This window comes from Chromobacterium sinusclupearum (genome assembly GCF_002902845.1).
Lineage (GTDB): Bacteria > Pseudomonadota > Gammaproteobacteria > Burkholderiales > Chromobacteriaceae > Chromobacterium > Chromobacterium sinusclupearum.
In genome coordinates, this window is sequence record NZ_PPTF01000031.1 from 1 (window position 1) to 16,629 (window position 16,629).

Consider the following 16,629-nt stretch of genomic DNA (forward strand, 5'->3'; position numbering starts at 1 on the left):
GCTGCAGCGGCTGGATTTCGTCCACGGCACGGAAACGCCGCGCCCCACGCTGGGCAGCAATCTGGAAAGCCAGCTGCCGCCGGTGCTGACGGCGCTGTCCGACAGCGGCCGCGCCATGTTGGCCGACGACAACGGCTTGTATTACGCCGCAGCCGGCTTTCATCACGAAACGGCAGAGGAAGTGGCCGCGCTGGCAGGCGACATCATCAGCCTGGGCCGCCGCCACGCCCTGCTGCTGCAACAGCATCTGAACCTGGGCAGCTCGGCCTGGGCGGTGGCCAATCCGGCCGGCGCCAGCGAGCTGGCCTTCTACCCGCTGTACATCGGCCAGCAATCGTTTGTCCTGATCATCGGCGGCATGCCGCGCCTGCAAGACCAGCATTTCGTCACGCTGGTGGAGCTGCTGGCCCGCCGCTACGCCTAGCCCCGGAGAAAACCATGCGCGAACAAATGCTCAAATCGATCTTGAAGGACCTGAACGGCGCCTCCGCCGACATTGAGGCCTCGGCCATCATCTCAGCCGACGGCCTGACCATGGCGGCGCTCTTGCCGCAGGACGTGGACGAAGATCGCGTCGGCGCGATGGCTGCCGCCATGCTGTCGCTGGGCGAGCGCACCGCGCGCGAGCTGTCGCGCGGCGAACTGGAGCAGGTGATGGTCAAAGGGGACAACGGCTACATCCTGATGAGCCATGCCAGCCGCGACGCGGTGTTGGCGGTGATCGCGCGCAAGGAGGCGAAGCTCGGGCTGATTTTCCTGGACGCCAAGCGCGCCGCCCGCGCCATCGCCGAAATCCTGTGAGGCCGCGGGGCTGTACGCGCGGGACGCCGCCATGCAGAATGAAAACTGTTTGCCGCTTCAAGCGTCCCGACCATGTGGAAATCGATACTGGCCATCGCCATCGGCGCCGCCGCCGGCGCCTTGCTGCGCTGGCTGCTGGGCCTGCGCCTCAACAGCCTGTTCCCGGCGCTGCCCCCGGGCACGCTGGCCGCCAACCTGATAGGCGGCTACATCATCGGCGTGGCCGTGGCGGTGTTCGCCGACCTGCCGGGCCTGTCGCCGCTATGGCGGCTGTTGATCATCACCGGCTTTTGCGGCGGGCTGACCACGTTTTCCACTTTTTCGGCCGAGGTGGTGGACCTGCTGCGCCAGGGGCAATTGCTGCCGGCGCTGACCGCCATCGCTTTCCACGTCAGCGGCTCGCTGCTGATGACCATGGCCGGCATCGCCAGCTGGCAGTGGCTGCGGCGCTAGCGCACAGCCCACACAAACAAAACGCCCCGCGCAAGGCGGGGCATTGTGCTTCAGGCTGAAAAGCCGAATCAGCCACGGATGCGGCGCAGCACTTCTTCCTTGCCGATCAAGGCCAATACAGCGTCCACCGACGGCGTTTGCGTGGTGCCGCACACCAGCACGCGCAGCGGCATGCCTAGCTGGCCCATCTTGATGCCCTCTTCGGCGCAGAACGGCTTGAACAGCTCGTGGATGGACTCGGCGGTCCAGCTTTCCAAACCTTCCAGCTTGTCGGCGAAGCGGCCCATGCGCGCAACGGCGTCGCCCGCCAGATGCTTCTCCACATCGGCGGCGGCCGGCTCACGCTTCCGGTAGAAGTAATCGGCCTCCACGGCCAAGGCGTTCAGATCCTGCACGCGATCCTTCACCAGCGCGATCACATCGGTCAGCGCCGGGCCATTCGCGGCTTCGATGCCGGCGGCGGCCAGACGCGGGGCGATCAGCTCCGCCAGGCGAGCGTTGTCGGCGGCCTTGATGTGCTGGGCGTTCAGCCACATGAATTTTTCATGGTTGAAGCGGCTGGCGGACGGGCTCACCGCTTCCAGCGTGAACCACTCGACAAACTGCTCTATGGTGAAGAATTCGTCGTCGCCGTGGCCCCAGCCCAGGCGCGCCAGATAGTTCAGCAGCGCTTCCGGCAGGATGCCCTTGTCGGCGTAGTCCACCACGCTGACCGCGTCGCGGCGCTTGGACATCTTCTGGCCGTCTTCATTCAGGATCATCGGCAGGTGGCCGTACACCGGCAGCGGCGCGTTCAGCGCCTTCAGGATGTTGATCTGGCGCGGGGTATTGTTGACGTGGTCGTCGCCGCGGATCACGTGGGTGATCTGCATGTCCCAGTCGTCCACCACCACGCAGAAGTTATAGGTGGGGCTGCCGTCCGGGCGGGCGATGATCAGATCGTCCAGTTCTTCATTGGAAATCTCGATGCGGCCCTTGACCGCGTCGTCCCAGGCCACCACGCCGGAGAGCGGCGTCTTGAAGCGCACCACCGGCTGCACGCCCTCCGGGATGGCCGGCAGGGTCTTGCCGGCTTCCGGACGCCAGCGGCGGTCGTAGCGCGGCTTTTCGCCGCGCGCCTCTTGATCGGCGCGCATCGCTTCCAGCTCTTCCTTGCTGCAGTAGCAATGGTAGGCATGGCCAGAGGCCAGCAGCTGCTGGATCACTTCCTTGTAACGGTCGAAGCGGTGCGTCTGATAGAACGGACCCTCGTCGTAGTCCAGACCCACCCAGTGCATGCCGTCCAGAATGGCCTTGACCGATTCCGGCGTGGAGCGCTCCAGGTCGGTGTCTTCGATGCGCAGCACGAATACGCCCTTATTCTTGCGGGCAAAAGCCCAGGAGAACAGCGCAGTGCGGACGCCGCCGATATGCAGATAACCGGTGGGGCTGGGAGCGAAACGGGTACGGATCATGATGGGTTGGACTCTACGAAAACACTGAAAGACGGCTATTGTACGCCGCCAACAAAAAAGCCCGCAAACGCGGGCCGGATTTTGATCAGATCATGTTGGGCAGCGGCTTGGCTGGCAGCATTTCCGACAGCAGCCACAAGGCCGTCAACGCCAAGAGCGCCGCCATGGCGCAGTTGAACAGGCGCAGACGGCCCGGGGAATCCAGAAAGCGGCGAATGGCCACGCCGGAACCGGCCCATACCGCGATGCACGGCAGACTGGTGAGGAAGGTGATCAGCACAAACAGCGCGGCGGCGTGCCACGGATTCATCTGCGCCGGCAGGAACACCATCACCATATTGAAGCCCATCAGCCAGACCTTGGGGTTCAGCCAGTTGAACAGCATGCCGCCCCAGAAGCCCATGGGCCGCGCGCCGGCTTCCATGCGCTTGGCGCTGCCGGAGCGCGCCATGCCCCAGGACAGCCACAAGAGATAGCCGCAGCCGGCCAACGCCAGGTACAACTGCAGCGACGCCATGGTCGCCATCACCTCGCCCAGAAACACCGTGAGGATGCCGATCTGCAGGGACAGGCCCAGCGTCATGCCCAACAGCGACGGCAGCGTGCGGGAAAAACCGAAATTCACGCCGGACGAGGCCAGCACCAGATTATTGGGGCCAGGGGTGATGGACATCACCAGCAGATAAGTGACAAGCGCAACCAGATTCATGACGACTCCTGAAACCGCGTCCGGCAAGGCGCCGGCATCCTCGGGGCAGTCCCCCGACTCAAGGCCGCCATCATATGCCTTGCGGCTGGACAAATACAGATTCAGAAAAATAGAATTGAGACCATAACAGTTGTACAGTTGCGTAACTGTTATGGTCGATTTCGTTCGAAACTGTACTGTTCGGATTTGCATGGGAGCAAAACATGAGCCAAGAGCCGCTATATCAGCAGCTGGTCAACGAGTGGATCACGCTGATCCAGAACGGCACGGTACGGCCGGGCGAGCGGTTGCCTTCGGTGCGCAAGGCTTGCGCCATGCATAAGGTCAGCCCGTCCACCATCCTGCAGACCTACCGCACGCTGGAGGATCGCGGCTTGATCGAAGCGCGTCCGCAGTCCGGCTTCTACGTCAAATCAGCCGCCACCCTGCCCCTGCCGCGCATGCGCCGCCAAAGCGCCGCCCACCACACCGGCGAGGTGGTGGATCAGATCGAGGCGGTGATGGGCGCGCAGAACCAGGCGGATTTCATCGACCTGTCGCTGGCCAGCCCGCGCGGCAGCGACTTCTACCCCACCACCCGCTTCAAGCACATCATGGGCCGCCTGCTGCGCCAGCAACCGGAGCTGACCACCGACTACCCGTTCCCGCCTGGATCGGAACGGCTGCGGCGGCAGATCGCCCAACGCGCAGTCAGCTGGGGCTGCGTGCTGGCGGCCGATGATCTGGTGATCAGCAACGGCTGCACCGAAGCGCTGCAATTGGCGCTCAGGGCCACCTGCAAACCCGGCGATACGGTAGGGGTGGAATCGCCCACCTACTTCGCCCTACTGCCCATGCTGAAAGACCTGGGCCTCTCCGTGATCGAAATTCCCACCCACCCCACCAGCGGGCTGGCGCTGGACGCGCTGGAGCTGCTGCTGTCGGAAAAGCGGCTCAACGCCGTCGTGGCCATGCCCACCGTGCACAACCCGCTGGGCAGCACCATGCCGCCGGAAGCCAAGCAGCGGCTGGCGCAGCTGGTCAACGACTACCAGGTGCCGCTGATCGAGGACGTGCCGCACGCCGACTTGTTTTACGGCGCCACCACCCCAGACGCGGTCAAGGCCTACGACCGCGACGGCTGGGTGCTCTTGTGCGCCAGCTACAGCAAAACGCTGGCGCCGGGCTTCCGCATCGGCTGGATCGCGCCCGGCCGCTTCCTCAGCGAGGTGCGGCGGCTGAAATTCTCCAGCAGCCTGGGCCAGCCGGCGCTGCTAGAGGAAACGCTGGCCGAATACCTGGAAAGCGGCGGCTACGATCACCACCTGCGGCTGATCCGCCGCCACTTCATCAGCCAGATGGAAAAGCTGCGCGGCGCGGTGGCCCAGCACTTCCCGGCCGGCACCCGCGCCACGCTGCCCTCCGGCGGCTGCCTGCTGTGGGTGGAGCTGCCCAGCCACGCCGACACCATGCAGCTGTTCCGCGAGGCGCTGGCCGAACGCATCACCGTGGTGCCGGGGGCGATGTACTCGGCCAAGGGCCGCTACCGCAACTGCCTGCGCCTGTCCTGCTGCTATCCGTGGAATGAGGCCTACCAACGGGCGCTGGCGCGGGTGGGCGAATTGGCAGGAGAATTGGCCGGCTGATGCGGCCTCAACTACGGCTGATCGACACGCCGCCATCCGCCAGCAGCGCCGTGCCCGTGGTGAAACTGGAGGCGTCGGAAGCCTGGTACAGCGCCGACAGCGCAATCTCCTCCGGCCGCGCCAGCCGCTTGAGCGCATGCAAGCCTTCCACCCAGGCCCGGGCCTCGACGCTATTGGCCGCCTCTCGTCCCATCGGCGTATCGGTGCCGCCCGGCAGCAAGGCATTCACCCGGATGCCCTGGCCGCCGAACTCGCTGGCCAGCGCCTGGGTCAAGCCGATCAAGCCGGCTTTACTGGCCACGTACGCCGCCATATTCGGCAGCCCCGCGCTATAGCCCACAAAGCTGGAGACAAAAATCAGCGAACCCCCGCCGCGCCGCGACAGCGCATCCAAAGCCTGCCGCCGTCGCGCCACCAAAACCAGGGCTGCGCCGTTTTGCGCAAATAACTTGGCCGTCTCGCGGCCTATGCCGGAGCTGGCGCCCGTCACCAGGGCAAGCTTGCCCGCCAATGCTTCCATGCTCTGCTCCTAATTGAGTGAACCACACCCGCAAAGTGACGGAGGACGGCAACGGCGACGACCCGATTCTTGCCAAGCCGGATGGCTCCATTTCCCATATCAAAAAATGCGATATGGAACCTGCCTTTTATTTCTTTGCGTTTGAAATACTTTGCGGATAAGTTCGAGCGGATCGCCATTGATATTGACTAAGCGGAGGAGTGCCCCATGAAGCTGGAAACGCTTGCTGTCCACGCCGGCTACAGCCCGGACCCGACAACCAAGGCAGTAGCCGTGCCGCTGTACCAGACCACCAGCTACGCTTTCGACAGCACCCAGCATGGGGCGGACCTGTTCGACCTCAAGGTGCAGGGCAATATCTACACCCGCATCATGAACCCCACCACCGACGTGCTGGAAAAACGGGTGGCGGCGCTGGAGGGCGGCATCGGCGCGCTGGCGGTGGCTTCCGGCATGGCCGCCATCACCTACGCCATCCAGACCATCGCCGAGGCCGGCGACAACATCATCGCCACCCGCACGCTGTATGGCGGCACTTACAATCTGTTCGCCCATACCTTCCCGCAGTTCGGCATCGAGGTGCGCTTCGTCGATTACCAGGATCCGGCCGCCATCGCCGGCCTGGTGGACGCGCGCACCAAGGCGGTGTTCTGCGAATCCATCGGCAATCCGCTGGGCAATGTGGTGGACTTCGCCGCTTTCGCCGCCGAGGCCCACCGCCACGGCCTGCCGCTGATCGTCGACAACACCGTGCCCTCGCCATATCTGTGCCGGCCGTTCGAACACGGCGCCGACATCGTGGTGCACAGCCTGACCAAATACTTGGGCGGCCACGGCAACAGCATAGGCGGCATCATCGTCGATTCCGGCAAATTCCCCTGGGGCCAGCACGCCCAGCGCTTTGTCCGCCTCAATACCCCCGACGTCAGCTACCACGGCGTCAATTACGTGGAGGCGCTGGGGCCGGCAGCCTACATCGCCCGCGCCCGCGTGGTGCCGCTGCGCAACACCGGCGCGGCGATCTCGCCGTTCAACGCTTTCCTGATCCTGCAAGGCATCGAAACCCTGGCCCTGCGCATGGACCGCATTACCGAAAACGCGTTGAAAGTGGCCACCTTCCTGCAGGAAAACGCGACGGTGGAGTGGGTGGAGTACGCCGGCCTGCCGAACAGCCCGAGCAAGGCGCTGGCGGACCGCTACCTGGGCGGCCGCGCCTCCGGCATCCTGTCCTTCGGCATCCGGGGCGGCGCGGAAGCCGGCGGCCGCTTCATCGACGCGCTGCAGCTGGTGACGCGGCTGGTGAATATCGGCGACGCCAAGTCGCTGGCCTGCCACCCGGCCACCACCACCCACCGCCAGCTGTCGCCGGAGGAGCAATTGCAGGCCGGCGTGCGGCCGGAGCTAGTGCGGCTGTCCATCGGCATCGAGCATATCGACGACATCCTGGCAGACATCGGCCAGGCGCTGAGGGCCGCCGCGCTTTGAAATAGAAAAGGGCCGCAACAGCGGCCCCTTCATGGACAATCTTACCTCTCACCCCGCCTTGGCGGCGGCATGTCCGCGCTGGCTGATCGGCGCGCCGGATTCATGCGAGGCCGGCCCGTCGGTGGCCGGCAAAGGCTGCGGTAGGCTCATCCGGGACAACCAGGGCAGCGCCGTCAGCTTGCCGCTGATCTGCGCCTTGGCGCTCTTGCAACTGATGCAGACCGGCTTGCCGCTGCGCTGCTTCAGCGCCTCGTCCACCCGCTGGCCGTACAAGGCAATCTGATGCTGATGCTGCCAGGCCAGCAAGGTATCCGCCAGATACGGCATCGACGGGTCGTCCTGCTTGTAGTGATTGCGGTAGACGGTGAGCCACAGCTGGCCGGTTTCGTCCTCGTTCAGCAGAATGGTCTGGTAGGCCACGGTGACGGCATCGCCGCGGCTGACGGTATTGGCCAGCGAAAGCGCGTCATCGTTCTTCATGCGCACACAGCCATGGCTGCGGAAGCCGGGCACCGAGGCCGGCGCATTGGTGCCGTGAAAACCCAAGCCTAGCTTGCTCTCGCCGAAGCGGACGAATACCGGGCCGAGCGGATTGTCCGGCCCCGGCGGCACTACGGTCTGAACCGGCTTGCCGTTGCGCTTCATCTCGTCCTGGATGGACTTGGGCACATGCCAGCTGGGGTCGCGATAAATGCCGGTGATGTCGAAACTGCCGATAGGCGTTTGCGTCAGCATCTTGCCGACGGCCACCGGGAAAATCCGCTCCAGTTTGCCATCTTGGTACAGGAACAGCCGCGCCTGCGGCAGATTCAGCACCAGGTGCCGGCCAGCCGGATTGATCTGAACATCCGGCTCGGGCATCACCGCCGCCGCAGCGGCCGGAAACGCCGACAAACAACCCAGCGCCAGCAGCGTCAACCACTTGCACATACTGCTCATTCCATTGCTTTGAATCATTCCGCAGATTCTAACAGAAAGCGTTTGCGCAACGCGTTTGTAAAAAAACCAGCACGGATTGCCGATTTTTGAGAAAATCCGCGCCTTACCGTTTGATTTTGCAAGCAAGACGATGACGCACCCACAGACGATTGCCCTGGTCGAGTCGCTGGATCACGAAGGCCGGGGGGTCTCCCACGTTGACGGCAAAACCATCTTCATCGATGGCGCGCTGCCTTACGAAAAGGTTATCTACAGCAGCTACCGCAAGAAGCCGAGCTACGAAAACGCCAATACCAGCGCGGTATTGAAGGAAAGCTTCATGCGCGCCGATCCGCGCTGTCCGCATTACGGCGTGTGCGGCGGCTGCTCGATGCAGCACGTAGAGTTCAGCGCCCAGGTGGCGATCAAGCAGCGCGTGCTGGAAGACAATCTCAAGCGCATCGGCAAGGTCAAGTCCGAACGCATTCTCACCCCCATCGCCGGACCGGCCTGGCACTACCGTCATCGCGCCCGCCTGTCCGCCCGCATGGTGGCCAAGAAGGGCGGCGTGCTGGTGGGCTTCCACGAGAAAAGCTCCAGCTACATTGCCGAAATGCGCGAGTGCCACATCCTGCCCAAGCACATTTCCGACCTGATCATGCCGCTGCGCGAAATGATCGCCACGCTGTCGATCAAGCAGCGCATGCCGCAGGTGGAAGTGGCCGTTGGCGACAAGCTGGACATCCTGGTGTTCCGCAATATGGACGACATCACCGATGCCGACTTCGCCATCCTGAAGGCCTTCTCCGACGAGCACGGCTCGGCGGAACGCCCGCTGCAGATCTGGCTGCAGCCCAAGGGCCCGGACACCTGCTACCCGATCTACCCGCTGGACGCGCCCAAGCTGACTTACAGCATGCCGGAATACGCGGTGGAGATGCCGTACTACCCCACCGAATTCACCCAGGTGAACCCGCAGATCAACGCGGTGATGGTGGCGCGCGCGCTGAAGTTCCTCGACCCGCAGCCGGGCGAGCGCATCGCCGACATGTTCTGCGGCATCGGCAACTTCACGCTGCCCATCGCCCGCTCCGGCGCCATTGTCCACGGCATGGAAGGCAGCCAGGCACTGGTCAAGCGCGCGGTGGAAAACGCCACCCACAATCAGCTGCAGGATCGCGTCAGCTACGAGATGGCCAACCTGTTCGAAGTGACCGAGGAATCGTTCGCGGCGCTGGGCCATTTCGACAAGATGCTGGTGGATCCGCCGCGCGACGGCGCCGTGCAGCTGCTCAAGGCCATAACCGAAGAAACCGCGCCCAAGCGCATCGTCTATGTGTCCTGTAACCCGGCCACCCTGGCGCGCGACGCCGGCGTGCTGGTGCACACCAAGGGCTACACGCTGAAGGCCGCCGGCATCATCAATATGTTCCCGCACACCGCGCACGTCGAATCCGTGGCCTGGTTCGAAAAAACCAGCCCGTGCAAGACGCGCAAGGAAGTCGAGGCGATTGAGGCGGCCGAAGCCGCGGAACGCGAGGCCGCCCGCGCCGCGCGCCGAGCCGAGGAAGACGCCGAAAAGGCGCGCAAGGCTCAGGAAATGGCCGAGAAGGCCGCCGCCAAGGAAGCCCGCCGCGCGCATTACTTCGCAGAAAAGGCTCGCCGCGAGAGCGAATCCCATCCGTCTGAAGCGTAATGACAAGCCCGGTTTTGACCTTTGAGTCAAACCGGGCTAAATTCTCTTCACATAAAGACAGATTGTTTGATCTAAAGAAAAGTTTTTATCGCGACTTCAGCGCATTGTGCACACACCGAAACCGCCACCCATCGGTCATGGCGGCAAGGCGTGGCGCTACCCCGGCTTTGCGAAGCCGACCCGCACCGCCAATAAGAATGGGCATCCGCCGGCGCGCTTTTAGCCGGACCCATGCCTTGCTCGTAACTCGCCCCCGGCAACGGGAAACCCTAAAGCGACACTTATCATGCATATCGTTCAATTTCTGATCGGCCTCCTTGTGGTGCTGGCCCTGACGCAACTGGTCGCCCGCGACCGGAAGAACATCAAGATCCGCTCCGTCCTGCAGCTGCTGGTTGTCGAGATCGCCTTGGCCTTCTTCCTGCTCAACACGACGTATGGCCTGGCCATCGTCGGCAGCATTTCCGGCGTTTTCACCAAATTGATGGAATTTGCCGGCGAAGGCACCAACTTCGCCTTCGGCGGCATCCTGAACAAGGGTGAGTTCAGCTTCTTCCTGATGGTGCTGATGCCTATCGTGTTCATTTCGGTATTGATCGGCATCCTGCAGCACATCCGCGTGCTGCCGGTGGTGATCCGCGCCGTCGGCTTCGTGCTGTCCAAGGTCAGCGGCATGGGCAAGATCGAATCGTTCAACGCCATCAGCTCGATGATGGTGGGCCAGTCCGAGAACTTCATCGCCTACAAGAACATCATCCATACCTTTGACGAAAAGCGCATGTACACGCTGGCCGCCACCGCCATGTCCACCGTGTCCATGTCCATCGTCGGCTCCTACATGCAGATGATAGAGCCGCGCTTCGTCGTCACCGCGCTGGTGCTGAATCTGTTCAGCACCTTCGTCGTGCTGTCGCTGATCAACCCCTACGACACCGCCCTCGGCGATGACGAGCTGATCAGCAGCGACGCCCACCGCGTGTCCTTCTTCGAAATGCTGGGCGAATACATCCTGACCGGCTTCAAGATCGCCGTGATCGTGGCCGCCATGCTGGTCGGCTTCATCGCGCTGATCTCCTGCGTCAACTTCATCTTCACCTCGATCTTCGGCATCAACTTCCAGACCATGCTGGGTTATGTGTTCTGGCCGTTCGCCTGGCTGATGGGCGTGCCGACGCACGAAACGCTGACCGCCAGCAGCATCATGGCGACCAAGCTGGTGACCAACGAGTTCGTCGCCATGCTGGAGCTGAAGAACCAGGCCGCCCACCTGTCCGACTACACCCGCGGCGTGCTGTCCATTTTCCTGGTGTCCTTCGCCAACTTCAGCTCCATCGGCATCATCGCCGGCGCGGTGAAGGGCCTGAACGAGGAACGCGGCAATATGGTGTCCCGTTTCGGCCTGAAGCTGGTCTACGGCTCCTCGCTGGTGAGCATCCTGTCCGCGCTGATCGCCGGCCTGGTGCTGGCCTCCTGAGCCAAACCGCCAGCCTGTCCCGAACATCCCGCCGCCCGCTCTTGCGGGCGGTTTTGTTTTGTCCTCCCCTGCCGCATAATGGCGGCCTGATCCACTAGGAAAGTCCGCCATGCCGCACCAAGCACTCAGCGAGCAAGACTATCAACGCCTGTCCGCCACCCTGTCCCGCTTCGTCGGCCAGGGTTGCATGAACCTGGAACAGCTGGACGGCTTCTTCGCCGCGCTGCTGGCCGGCCCGGAAGCCATCCGCCCGGCGGAATGCCTGCCGCTGATCCTGGGCGACGCCTTCGACGACGAATCGGCCTTTCCCAGCGAAAAAACGCTGGAACAGTTCGTGACGCTTCTGCGCGGCCACTGGCAGGACATCGCCGAGGCGCTGAACGGCGGCGAATTCCAACCCTGGCTGGATGCCGGCGCCGATGGCGAAGTCCGCGGCAACGACTGGTGCGAAGGCTTTGTCGCCGGCATGGAATTGCTGAACGATGACTGGGGCATGCTGTTCGATTCCCCGGACAGCGCGCCGCTCCTGGAGCCCATCATGGCCCTGGGTTTTGAACGCCACCCGGATGCGGACATGCGCCCGTTCGTGGACGGCATTTCCAGCGAGGTCCGCGCCGAACTGCTGGCCGCCATCTCGCCCTCCGTGCACGGCATCCATGATTTCTTCGCCGGCATCCGCCTCCAGTTGGAACAGGAGGAACAGGAATCGGACCCGCACCCCAGGCACAAGCATTGAAAGCCGGGTAAACCTGCGGCCATGCCGCCGCGTTTAGCATAGACTGACCGTCACCAGGCGAGCCGGCCACTGTTCACGCGCCGGCAGCCGCAGTCCATCTCCAAGGGGTAATCCATGAATCCAATCGAAGCCTTGCTGTTTGCCGTGATCCAGGGCGTCAGCGAACTGTTTCCCGTCAGCAGCCTGGGGCACGGCGTCCTGATCCCGGACTGGCTGCACTGGTCGATCAACCGCACCAGCCCGGACTTCCTGCCCTTCATGGTGATGCTGCACCTGGGCACCGCCGCCGCGCTGCTGATCTACTTCCGCCGCGACTGGATAGAACTCATCGGCGGCTGGCTCAGGGCCGGCGGCCGCGCCAGTAATCCTGAAGCGCGCCTGATGTGGCTGGTGATCGCCGGCACCATCCCCGCCGGCCTGCTGGGCCTCTTGCTGGAAAAACAGCTGCGCGCGCTGTTCACCAGCACCACCGCCGTGCTGATCTTCCTGGCCCTCAACGGCCTGCTGCTGCTGCTGGGCGACCGGCTGAAAAAGAAAGCGGCCTCGCACGATCTGTCGCAGCTGAGCTTTGCCGGCGCCATCAAGATCGGCGCCGGCCAGGCGCTGGCGCTGCTGCCGGGCTTCTCCCGCTCCGGCGCCACCCTGGTGACCGGCCTGGCCCACGGCCTGGACTACGCCTCGTCCGCCCGTTTCTCCTTCCTGCTGGCCACCCCCATCATCACCGCGGCCGGCATTCTGGAAATCCCCAAGCTGGCGCACAAGGGCCATGGCTCCGCAGAATGGGGCCTGCTGCTGGCCTGCGGCGCGGTAGCCGGCCTGTGCGCCTATGCCAGCACCTGGTTCCTGATGCGCTACTTCAAGAAAACCGAGATAGAATCGCTGCGCCCCTTCGGCTTCTACTGCCTGCTGGTCGGCATCGGCGGCCTGCTGGCAAAAGCGCTGTAAAGCGCTGGACTTACGTCGTCAATCCTATAGAATTGCAACAGACAGTAATTCTACTTATTGAAACCCGGTTTCCTCCGGGCTAAAGCCTTCATGGCAGCCGCCGGCCCTGCTCTACGCGCGTGGAGCACAACCGGCGGTTTTCTTGGAATCACTGATCTCACACAGGAGGCGACAGACCTCGTACATCAATATTTTCGGAAGAATGAGTGTATTGGAAGACCGTAAAAATGACCGCCTGCCCGATGATTTGGCCAGGCGCGCTACTGCCATCATCGAACTCCCCGACGGCGTGCTCGTCACCGCCAGCCGCGGCGGCCGCTACAACTTGCCGGGCGGCAAAGCCAACCGAGGCGAGCTTCGCTCGCAGGCGCTGATCCGCGAAGTACGCGAGGAAACTGGGCTGCGCATCAACTCGATGCTTTACCTGTTCGACCACATCACCCCGTTCAACGCGCACAAGGTCTACCTGTGCATCGCGCAGGGCCAACCCAAACCGCAGAACGAGATCGAACGCATCGCCCTGGTATCGTCGCCGGACACCGATATGGATCTGTTCGTCGAAGGCCGCGCCATCCTGCGCCGCTACGCCCGCCTGCGCAACGAGGAAACTGCCAAAGGCCAGGCCTTGCGCGCCATGCTGGGCTTGGCGCGTTACATCGCCAAGGTGGATTAACGCCATCGGAAAATCAAAAAGGACACGCTTGAGCGTGTCCTTTTTTCTTGTCTGCCCGCTGCGGCTTACTTGGCTATCGCCGCCGCTCCGGAGCTCGCGGCGCCCTTCTCCTGCATCATCGCCACCATGTCGGCCGGCAGATCCACCCAGCCAGCGGTATTGGCCAAGGACAGCGTCGCCGCCAGCAGCACCAGGGCCAGCGGCGCGAACAGCACCACGCCCGCCAGCACCCGCAGCTTGGACACCCCCGACACCTGCGACAAGGCATTCACCAGCACCACCATGCCCAGCAGCGACAACAGCATGTCGGCGCCGGCCGCCACATCGTCCGGCAGCCAGCTGGTCAACGGCTCGATGAATTGCAGGCCGCTGGCCACCACCACCAGGCCAAACAGCGACCCCGCCAGCTCGGCCTTGCCCAGCCGGAGCCAGAAGCCGATGAAGCGGGTGAAGAACACCGTCTCCAGCCAGGTGAATGCCACCATGAAGCCGATGCGGCCGGCGACATTGCCGCCCAGCTCCGTGGTATCGCCGCTGGCGATCACTCCCAGCAGCGTCAGCAGCAGCGCCGGCTGCCACCACGGGTACTGATAGGCGGCCAGCGGCTTCACCCGCAAGCGCAACAGGTCGAACAAATCATCGATCAGCACGCGCATGGCCGGCTCAATCGAAAACCACGGTCTTGTTGCTGTAGGACAGCACGCGATTGTCCAGATGCCAGCGCACGGCGCGCGACAGCACCACTTTTTCCAGATCGCGGCCCTTCTCCACCAGATCCTCCACCGTGTCGCGGTGCGAGATGCGGGTCACTTCCTGCTCGATGATCGGGCCTTCGTCCAGATCCTCGGTCACATAGTGGCTGGTGGCGCCGATCAGCTTGACGCCGCGGGCGAAGGCGCGATGGTAAGGCTTGGCGCCATCAAAGGCCGGCAGGAAGCTGTGATGGATGTTGATGACGCGGTCCGGGTAGCGAGTAACGAATTCGCCGGACAATATCTGCATATAGCGCGCCAGCACGATGAAATCGACGCCGGCCTCTTCCAGCAGGCGGAACTGCTCGGCCTCAGCCTCCGCCTTGTTGTCCTTGGTCACCTTGATCACATGGAACGGAATGCCGTTGAACTCCACCAGACGGCGGCAGGTTTCGTGATTGGAAATGACTAGCGGAATATCGCAATCCAGCTCGCCGATGCGCCAGCGGTGCATCAGGTCCACCAGACAATGCTCATACTGCGACACGAAGATGGCCATGCGCGGCTTGCGGGCCGACAGCGACACCTTCCAATTCATGCCATGCTCGTCGGCGATGGGCTGGAACGCCGCGGCGAAACTGTCCATCGGCAGGGTAAAGCCGTCCAGATCCCACTGCACCCGCATCAGGAACAGGTTCTCGCTGGTATCCTGATGCTGGTCCGCGTGCATGATGTTGGCGTTATAGGTCATCAGGAAATTGGCGATGGCCGCAACCAGGCCCTTTTTGTCCGGCGCGCTGATCAGCAGCGTGGCCGAGTGTTTCTCGTGACTCATTCAGTAAACCCGTGATCAATCTGTAAATTAGTTTTACGTAATACTAAAACAGCCGCGCGCGGCTGTCTGCAACTCTCGCGCCAGCTTGGCGGCGAAAAACAAAATCGCCACAGCCCGGCTGCACCGGCCGCTGTGGCGAGCATGCTCAGAACCGCCGCATGCGCGGCGGATAAGGCTCAGGCATTCAGATTGGCGGAATCCAGCGTATTCTGCAAGAGGGTGGCGATGGTCATCGGCCCCACGCCGCCCGGCACCGGCGTAATGAAGCCGGCGCGCTCGCGCGCGGCGTCAAACTCCACGTCGCCGCACAGTTTGCCGGTGTCCAGACGGTTGATGCCGACATCGATCACCACCGCGCCCGGCTTGACCCATTCGCCCTTGACGAAGTTGGGGATGCCCACGCCCACCACCAGAATGTCCGCGCTGGCCACTTCTGCGGCCAGATTCTGCGTGGCGCTGTGGCAGACGGTGACGGTGGCGCGCGCCATCAGCATTTCCAGCGCCTGCGGCCGGCCCACGATATTGGAGGCGCCGACGATCACCGCCTTCTTGCCTTTGGGATCGATGCCGTATTCTTCCAGCAGCGTCATCACGCCGCGCGGCGTGCATGGCCGCATCAGCGGCATCTTGATCGCCAGGCGGCCGACATTATACGGGTGGAAACCGTCCACATCCTTTTTAGGATCAATACGTTCAATCACCGTTTGCGGATCGATCTGTTTCGGCAGTGGCAGCTGCACCAGTATTCCATCCACGCCGGCATCGGCATTCAACTCGTCGATTATCTCCAGCAATTGCTGCTGGCTGGTTTCGGCCGGCAATTCATACGACACCGAACGCACGCCGGCTTTTTCGCAAGCGCGCTTCTTGCCGCCCACATATACTGCCGAAGCCGGATCATCTCCCACCAGCACCACGGCCAGCGCCGGCGCGCGCTTGCCTTGCGCCAGACGCGTTTCCACGCCCACCCGTACCTTCTCAACCAGCCGTTCCGCTACTGCCTTGCCATCGATCAATTGTGCCGACATGCCTGAATCCCATATTGATGCAGATAAATAACGGGCGCTATTGTCGCATTATTTGCGCAGCGCAGTAAGAGCGGCTCCGCGGTTTATTTTTCTTAAGATCAAGATAAATAAAGAGAAAAATCCAGACAGAATCCGCAAGCCGGAAAACAGCGGCAAATACTCCCCGCAAACCCGCTAAATTATTTGCACAAAGCCGTTGACAGGCCTCGGCCTCATCCGTATAGTTGCGGTCTCTGTTCGGGGCGTAGCGCAGCCTGGTAGCGCACCTGATTTGGGATCAGGGGGTCGCGAGTTCGAATCCCGCCGCCCCGACCAGACACAACAAGCAGCCCGATAGAGCGCCCGTAGCTCAACCGGATAGAGCACCAGCCTTCTAAGCTGGGGGTTACAGGTTCGATTCCTGTCGGGCGCGCCAAGCTTGCTTGATTGCAGTACCCAGTGGTGGAGATAGCTCAGTTGGTAGAGTCACGGATTGTGATTCCGGTTGTCGTGGGTTAGTGTCCCATTATCCACCCCAGAATTTGCCAGATTGCGGCCCAGCCGTGGTCTAAGCCGTATCGGCGGTGGATGTAGCTCAGTTGGTAG

Annotated in this window: 17 protein-coding genes and 3 tRNA genes; 13 read left to right on the forward strand and 7 right to left on the reverse strand. The window is 63.0% G+C overall.

What is annotated here, in order from left to right; translation table 11 throughout:
* From C2134_RS21520 to crcB, 3 genes are all read left to right on the forward strand, one after another.
* On the forward strand, positions 1 to 424 hold a 424-nt coding region (locus C2134_RS21520; protein ID WP_103319471.1), incomplete at its 5' end, for a hypothetical protein.
* Positions 425 to 438: 14 nt separating this feature from the next.
* Complete coding sequence (locus tag C2134_RS09275; RefSeq protein WP_043622261.1) at positions 439 to 801, forward strand: roadblock/LC7 domain-containing protein; 363 nt, start codon at positions 439 to 441, stop codon at positions 799 to 801.
* A 72-nt stretch (positions 802 to 873) separates the two neighbouring features.
* Positions 874 to 1,254 (forward strand): fluoride efflux transporter CrcB, encoded by a 381-nt coding sequence (gene crcB / locus C2134_RS09280; RefSeq protein ID WP_103319473.1) that lies wholly within the window; start codon positions 874 to 876, stop codon positions 1,252 to 1,254.
* Positions 1,255 to 1,322: 68 nt separating this feature from the next.
* Here crcB and gltX read toward each other — a convergent pair whose 3' ends face one another.
* On the reverse strand, positions 1,323 to 2,711 hold the full coding sequence (gltX, locus tag C2134_RS09285) for a glutamate--tRNA ligase (protein WP_199179903.1): 1,389 nt from the start codon (positions 2,709 to 2,711) through the stop codon (positions 1,323 to 1,325).
* An 82-nt stretch (positions 2,712 to 2,793) separates the two neighbouring features.
* Positions 2,794 to 3,417 carry a LysE family translocator gene (locus C2134_RS09290; protein ID WP_103319477.1) on the reverse strand — a complete coding sequence of 208 codons (624 nt, stop codon included), beginning with the start codon at positions 3,415 to 3,417 and terminating at the stop codon, positions 2,794 to 2,796.
* 203 nt (positions 3,418 to 3,620) lie between these two features.
* Between C2134_RS09290 and C2134_RS09295 the strand changes: the two genes are divergently transcribed.
* The gene (locus C2134_RS09295; RefSeq protein WP_103319479.1) at positions 3,621 to 5,042 is read left to right on the forward strand and encodes an aminotransferase-like domain-containing protein; all 1,422 of its coding nucleotides are present in this window, start codon (positions 3,621 to 3,623) and stop codon (positions 5,040 to 5,042) included.
* Between the two features lie 7 nt (positions 5,043 to 5,049).
* On the opposite strand, the gene C2134_RS09300 is transcribed toward C2134_RS09295, so the two are convergent.
* Positions 5,050 to 5,562, reverse strand: coding sequence for an SDR family oxidoreductase (locus tag C2134_RS09300; protein ID WP_103319481.1), 513 nt, complete (start codon positions 5,560 to 5,562; stop codon positions 5,050 to 5,052).
* 207 nt (positions 5,563 to 5,769) lie between these two features.
* Here C2134_RS09300 and C2134_RS09305 point away from each other — a divergent pair, with 207 nt between their 5' ends.
* Positions 5,770 to 7,047: a bifunctional O-acetylhomoserine aminocarboxypropyltransferase/cysteine synthase gene (locus tag C2134_RS09305; protein WP_103319483.1), complete on the forward strand. Its 1,278-nt coding sequence runs from the start codon at positions 5,770 to 5,772 to the stop codon at positions 7,045 to 7,047.
* A gap of 48 nt (positions 7,048 to 7,095) precedes the next feature.
* Here C2134_RS09305 and C2134_RS09310 read toward each other — a convergent pair whose 3' ends face one another.
* Positions 7,096 to 7,977: a L,D-transpeptidase gene (locus tag C2134_RS09310; protein WP_103319484.1), complete on the reverse strand. Its 882-nt coding sequence runs from the start codon at positions 7,975 to 7,977 to the stop codon at positions 7,096 to 7,098.
* A 139-nt stretch (positions 7,978 to 8,116) separates the two neighbouring features.
* On the opposite strand from C2134_RS09310, the gene rlmD reads away from it, so the two are divergent.
* From rlmD to C2134_RS09335, 5 genes are all read left to right on the forward strand, one after another.
* On the forward strand, positions 8,117 to 9,661 hold the full coding sequence (gene rlmD / locus C2134_RS09315; RefSeq protein ID WP_103319486.1) for a 23S rRNA (uracil(1939)-C(5))-methyltransferase RlmD: 1,545 nt from the start codon (positions 8,117 to 8,119) through the stop codon (positions 9,659 to 9,661).
* Positions 9,662 to 9,947: 286 nt separating this feature from the next.
* Positions 9,948 to 11,135, forward strand: coding sequence for a NupC/NupG family nucleoside CNT transporter (locus C2134_RS09320; RefSeq protein ID WP_103319488.1), 1,188 nt, complete (start codon positions 9,948 to 9,950; stop codon positions 11,133 to 11,135).
* Positions 11,136 to 11,244: 109 nt separating this feature from the next.
* Positions 11,245 to 11,871 (forward strand): YecA/YgfB family protein, encoded by a 627-nt coding sequence (locus C2134_RS09325; RefSeq protein ID WP_103319490.1) that lies wholly within the window; start codon positions 11,245 to 11,247, stop codon positions 11,869 to 11,871.
* A gap of 114 nt (positions 11,872 to 11,985) precedes the next feature.
* The gene (locus tag C2134_RS09330; protein ID WP_103319492.1) at positions 11,986 to 12,816 is read left to right on the forward strand and encodes an undecaprenyl-diphosphate phosphatase; all 831 of its coding nucleotides are present in this window, start codon (positions 11,986 to 11,988) and stop codon (positions 12,814 to 12,816) included.
* A 202-nt stretch (positions 12,817 to 13,018) separates the two neighbouring features.
* Positions 13,019 to 13,489: an NUDIX hydrolase gene (locus C2134_RS09335; protein ID WP_052246652.1), complete on the forward strand. Its 471-nt coding sequence runs from the start codon at positions 13,019 to 13,021 to the stop codon at positions 13,487 to 13,489.
* Between the two features lie 65 nt (positions 13,490 to 13,554).
* On the opposite strand, the gene C2134_RS09340 is transcribed toward C2134_RS09335, so the two are convergent.
* The 3 genes from C2134_RS09340 to folD all read right to left on the reverse strand — a co-directional run bounded on the left by C2134_RS09340 (position 13,555) and on the right by folD (position 16,044).
* Positions 13,555 to 14,145, reverse strand: a complete 591-nt coding sequence (locus tag C2134_RS09340; RefSeq protein WP_103319494.1) for a hypothetical protein — start codon at positions 14,143 to 14,145, stop codon at positions 13,555 to 13,557.
* Between the two features lie 7 nt (positions 14,146 to 14,152).
* On the reverse strand, positions 14,153 to 15,016 hold the full coding sequence (gene purU / locus C2134_RS09345) for a formyltetrahydrofolate deformylase (RefSeq protein ID WP_103319495.1): 864 nt from the start codon (positions 15,014 to 15,016) through the stop codon (positions 14,153 to 14,155).
* A gap of 176 nt (positions 15,017 to 15,192) precedes the next feature.
* Positions 15,193 to 16,044, reverse strand: coding sequence for a bifunctional methylenetetrahydrofolate dehydrogenase/methenyltetrahydrofolate cyclohydrolase FolD (gene folD / locus C2134_RS09350; protein WP_103319497.1), 852 nt, complete (start codon positions 16,042 to 16,044; stop codon positions 15,193 to 15,195).
* A 238-nt stretch (positions 16,045 to 16,282) separates the two neighbouring features.
* Between folD and C2134_RS09355 the strand changes: the two genes are divergently transcribed.
* From C2134_RS09355 to C2134_RS09365, 3 genes are all read left to right on the forward strand, one after another.
* A tRNA-Pro gene (locus C2134_RS09355) sits at positions 16,283 to 16,359 on the forward strand.
* A gap of 23 nt (positions 16,360 to 16,382) precedes the next feature.
* A tRNA-Arg gene (locus C2134_RS09360) sits at positions 16,383 to 16,459 on the forward strand.
* Positions 16,460 to 16,485: 26 nt separating this feature from the next.
* Positions 16,486 to 16,561, forward strand: a tRNA-His gene (locus C2134_RS09365).
* Positions 16,562 to 16,629: the final 68 nt, after the last annotated feature.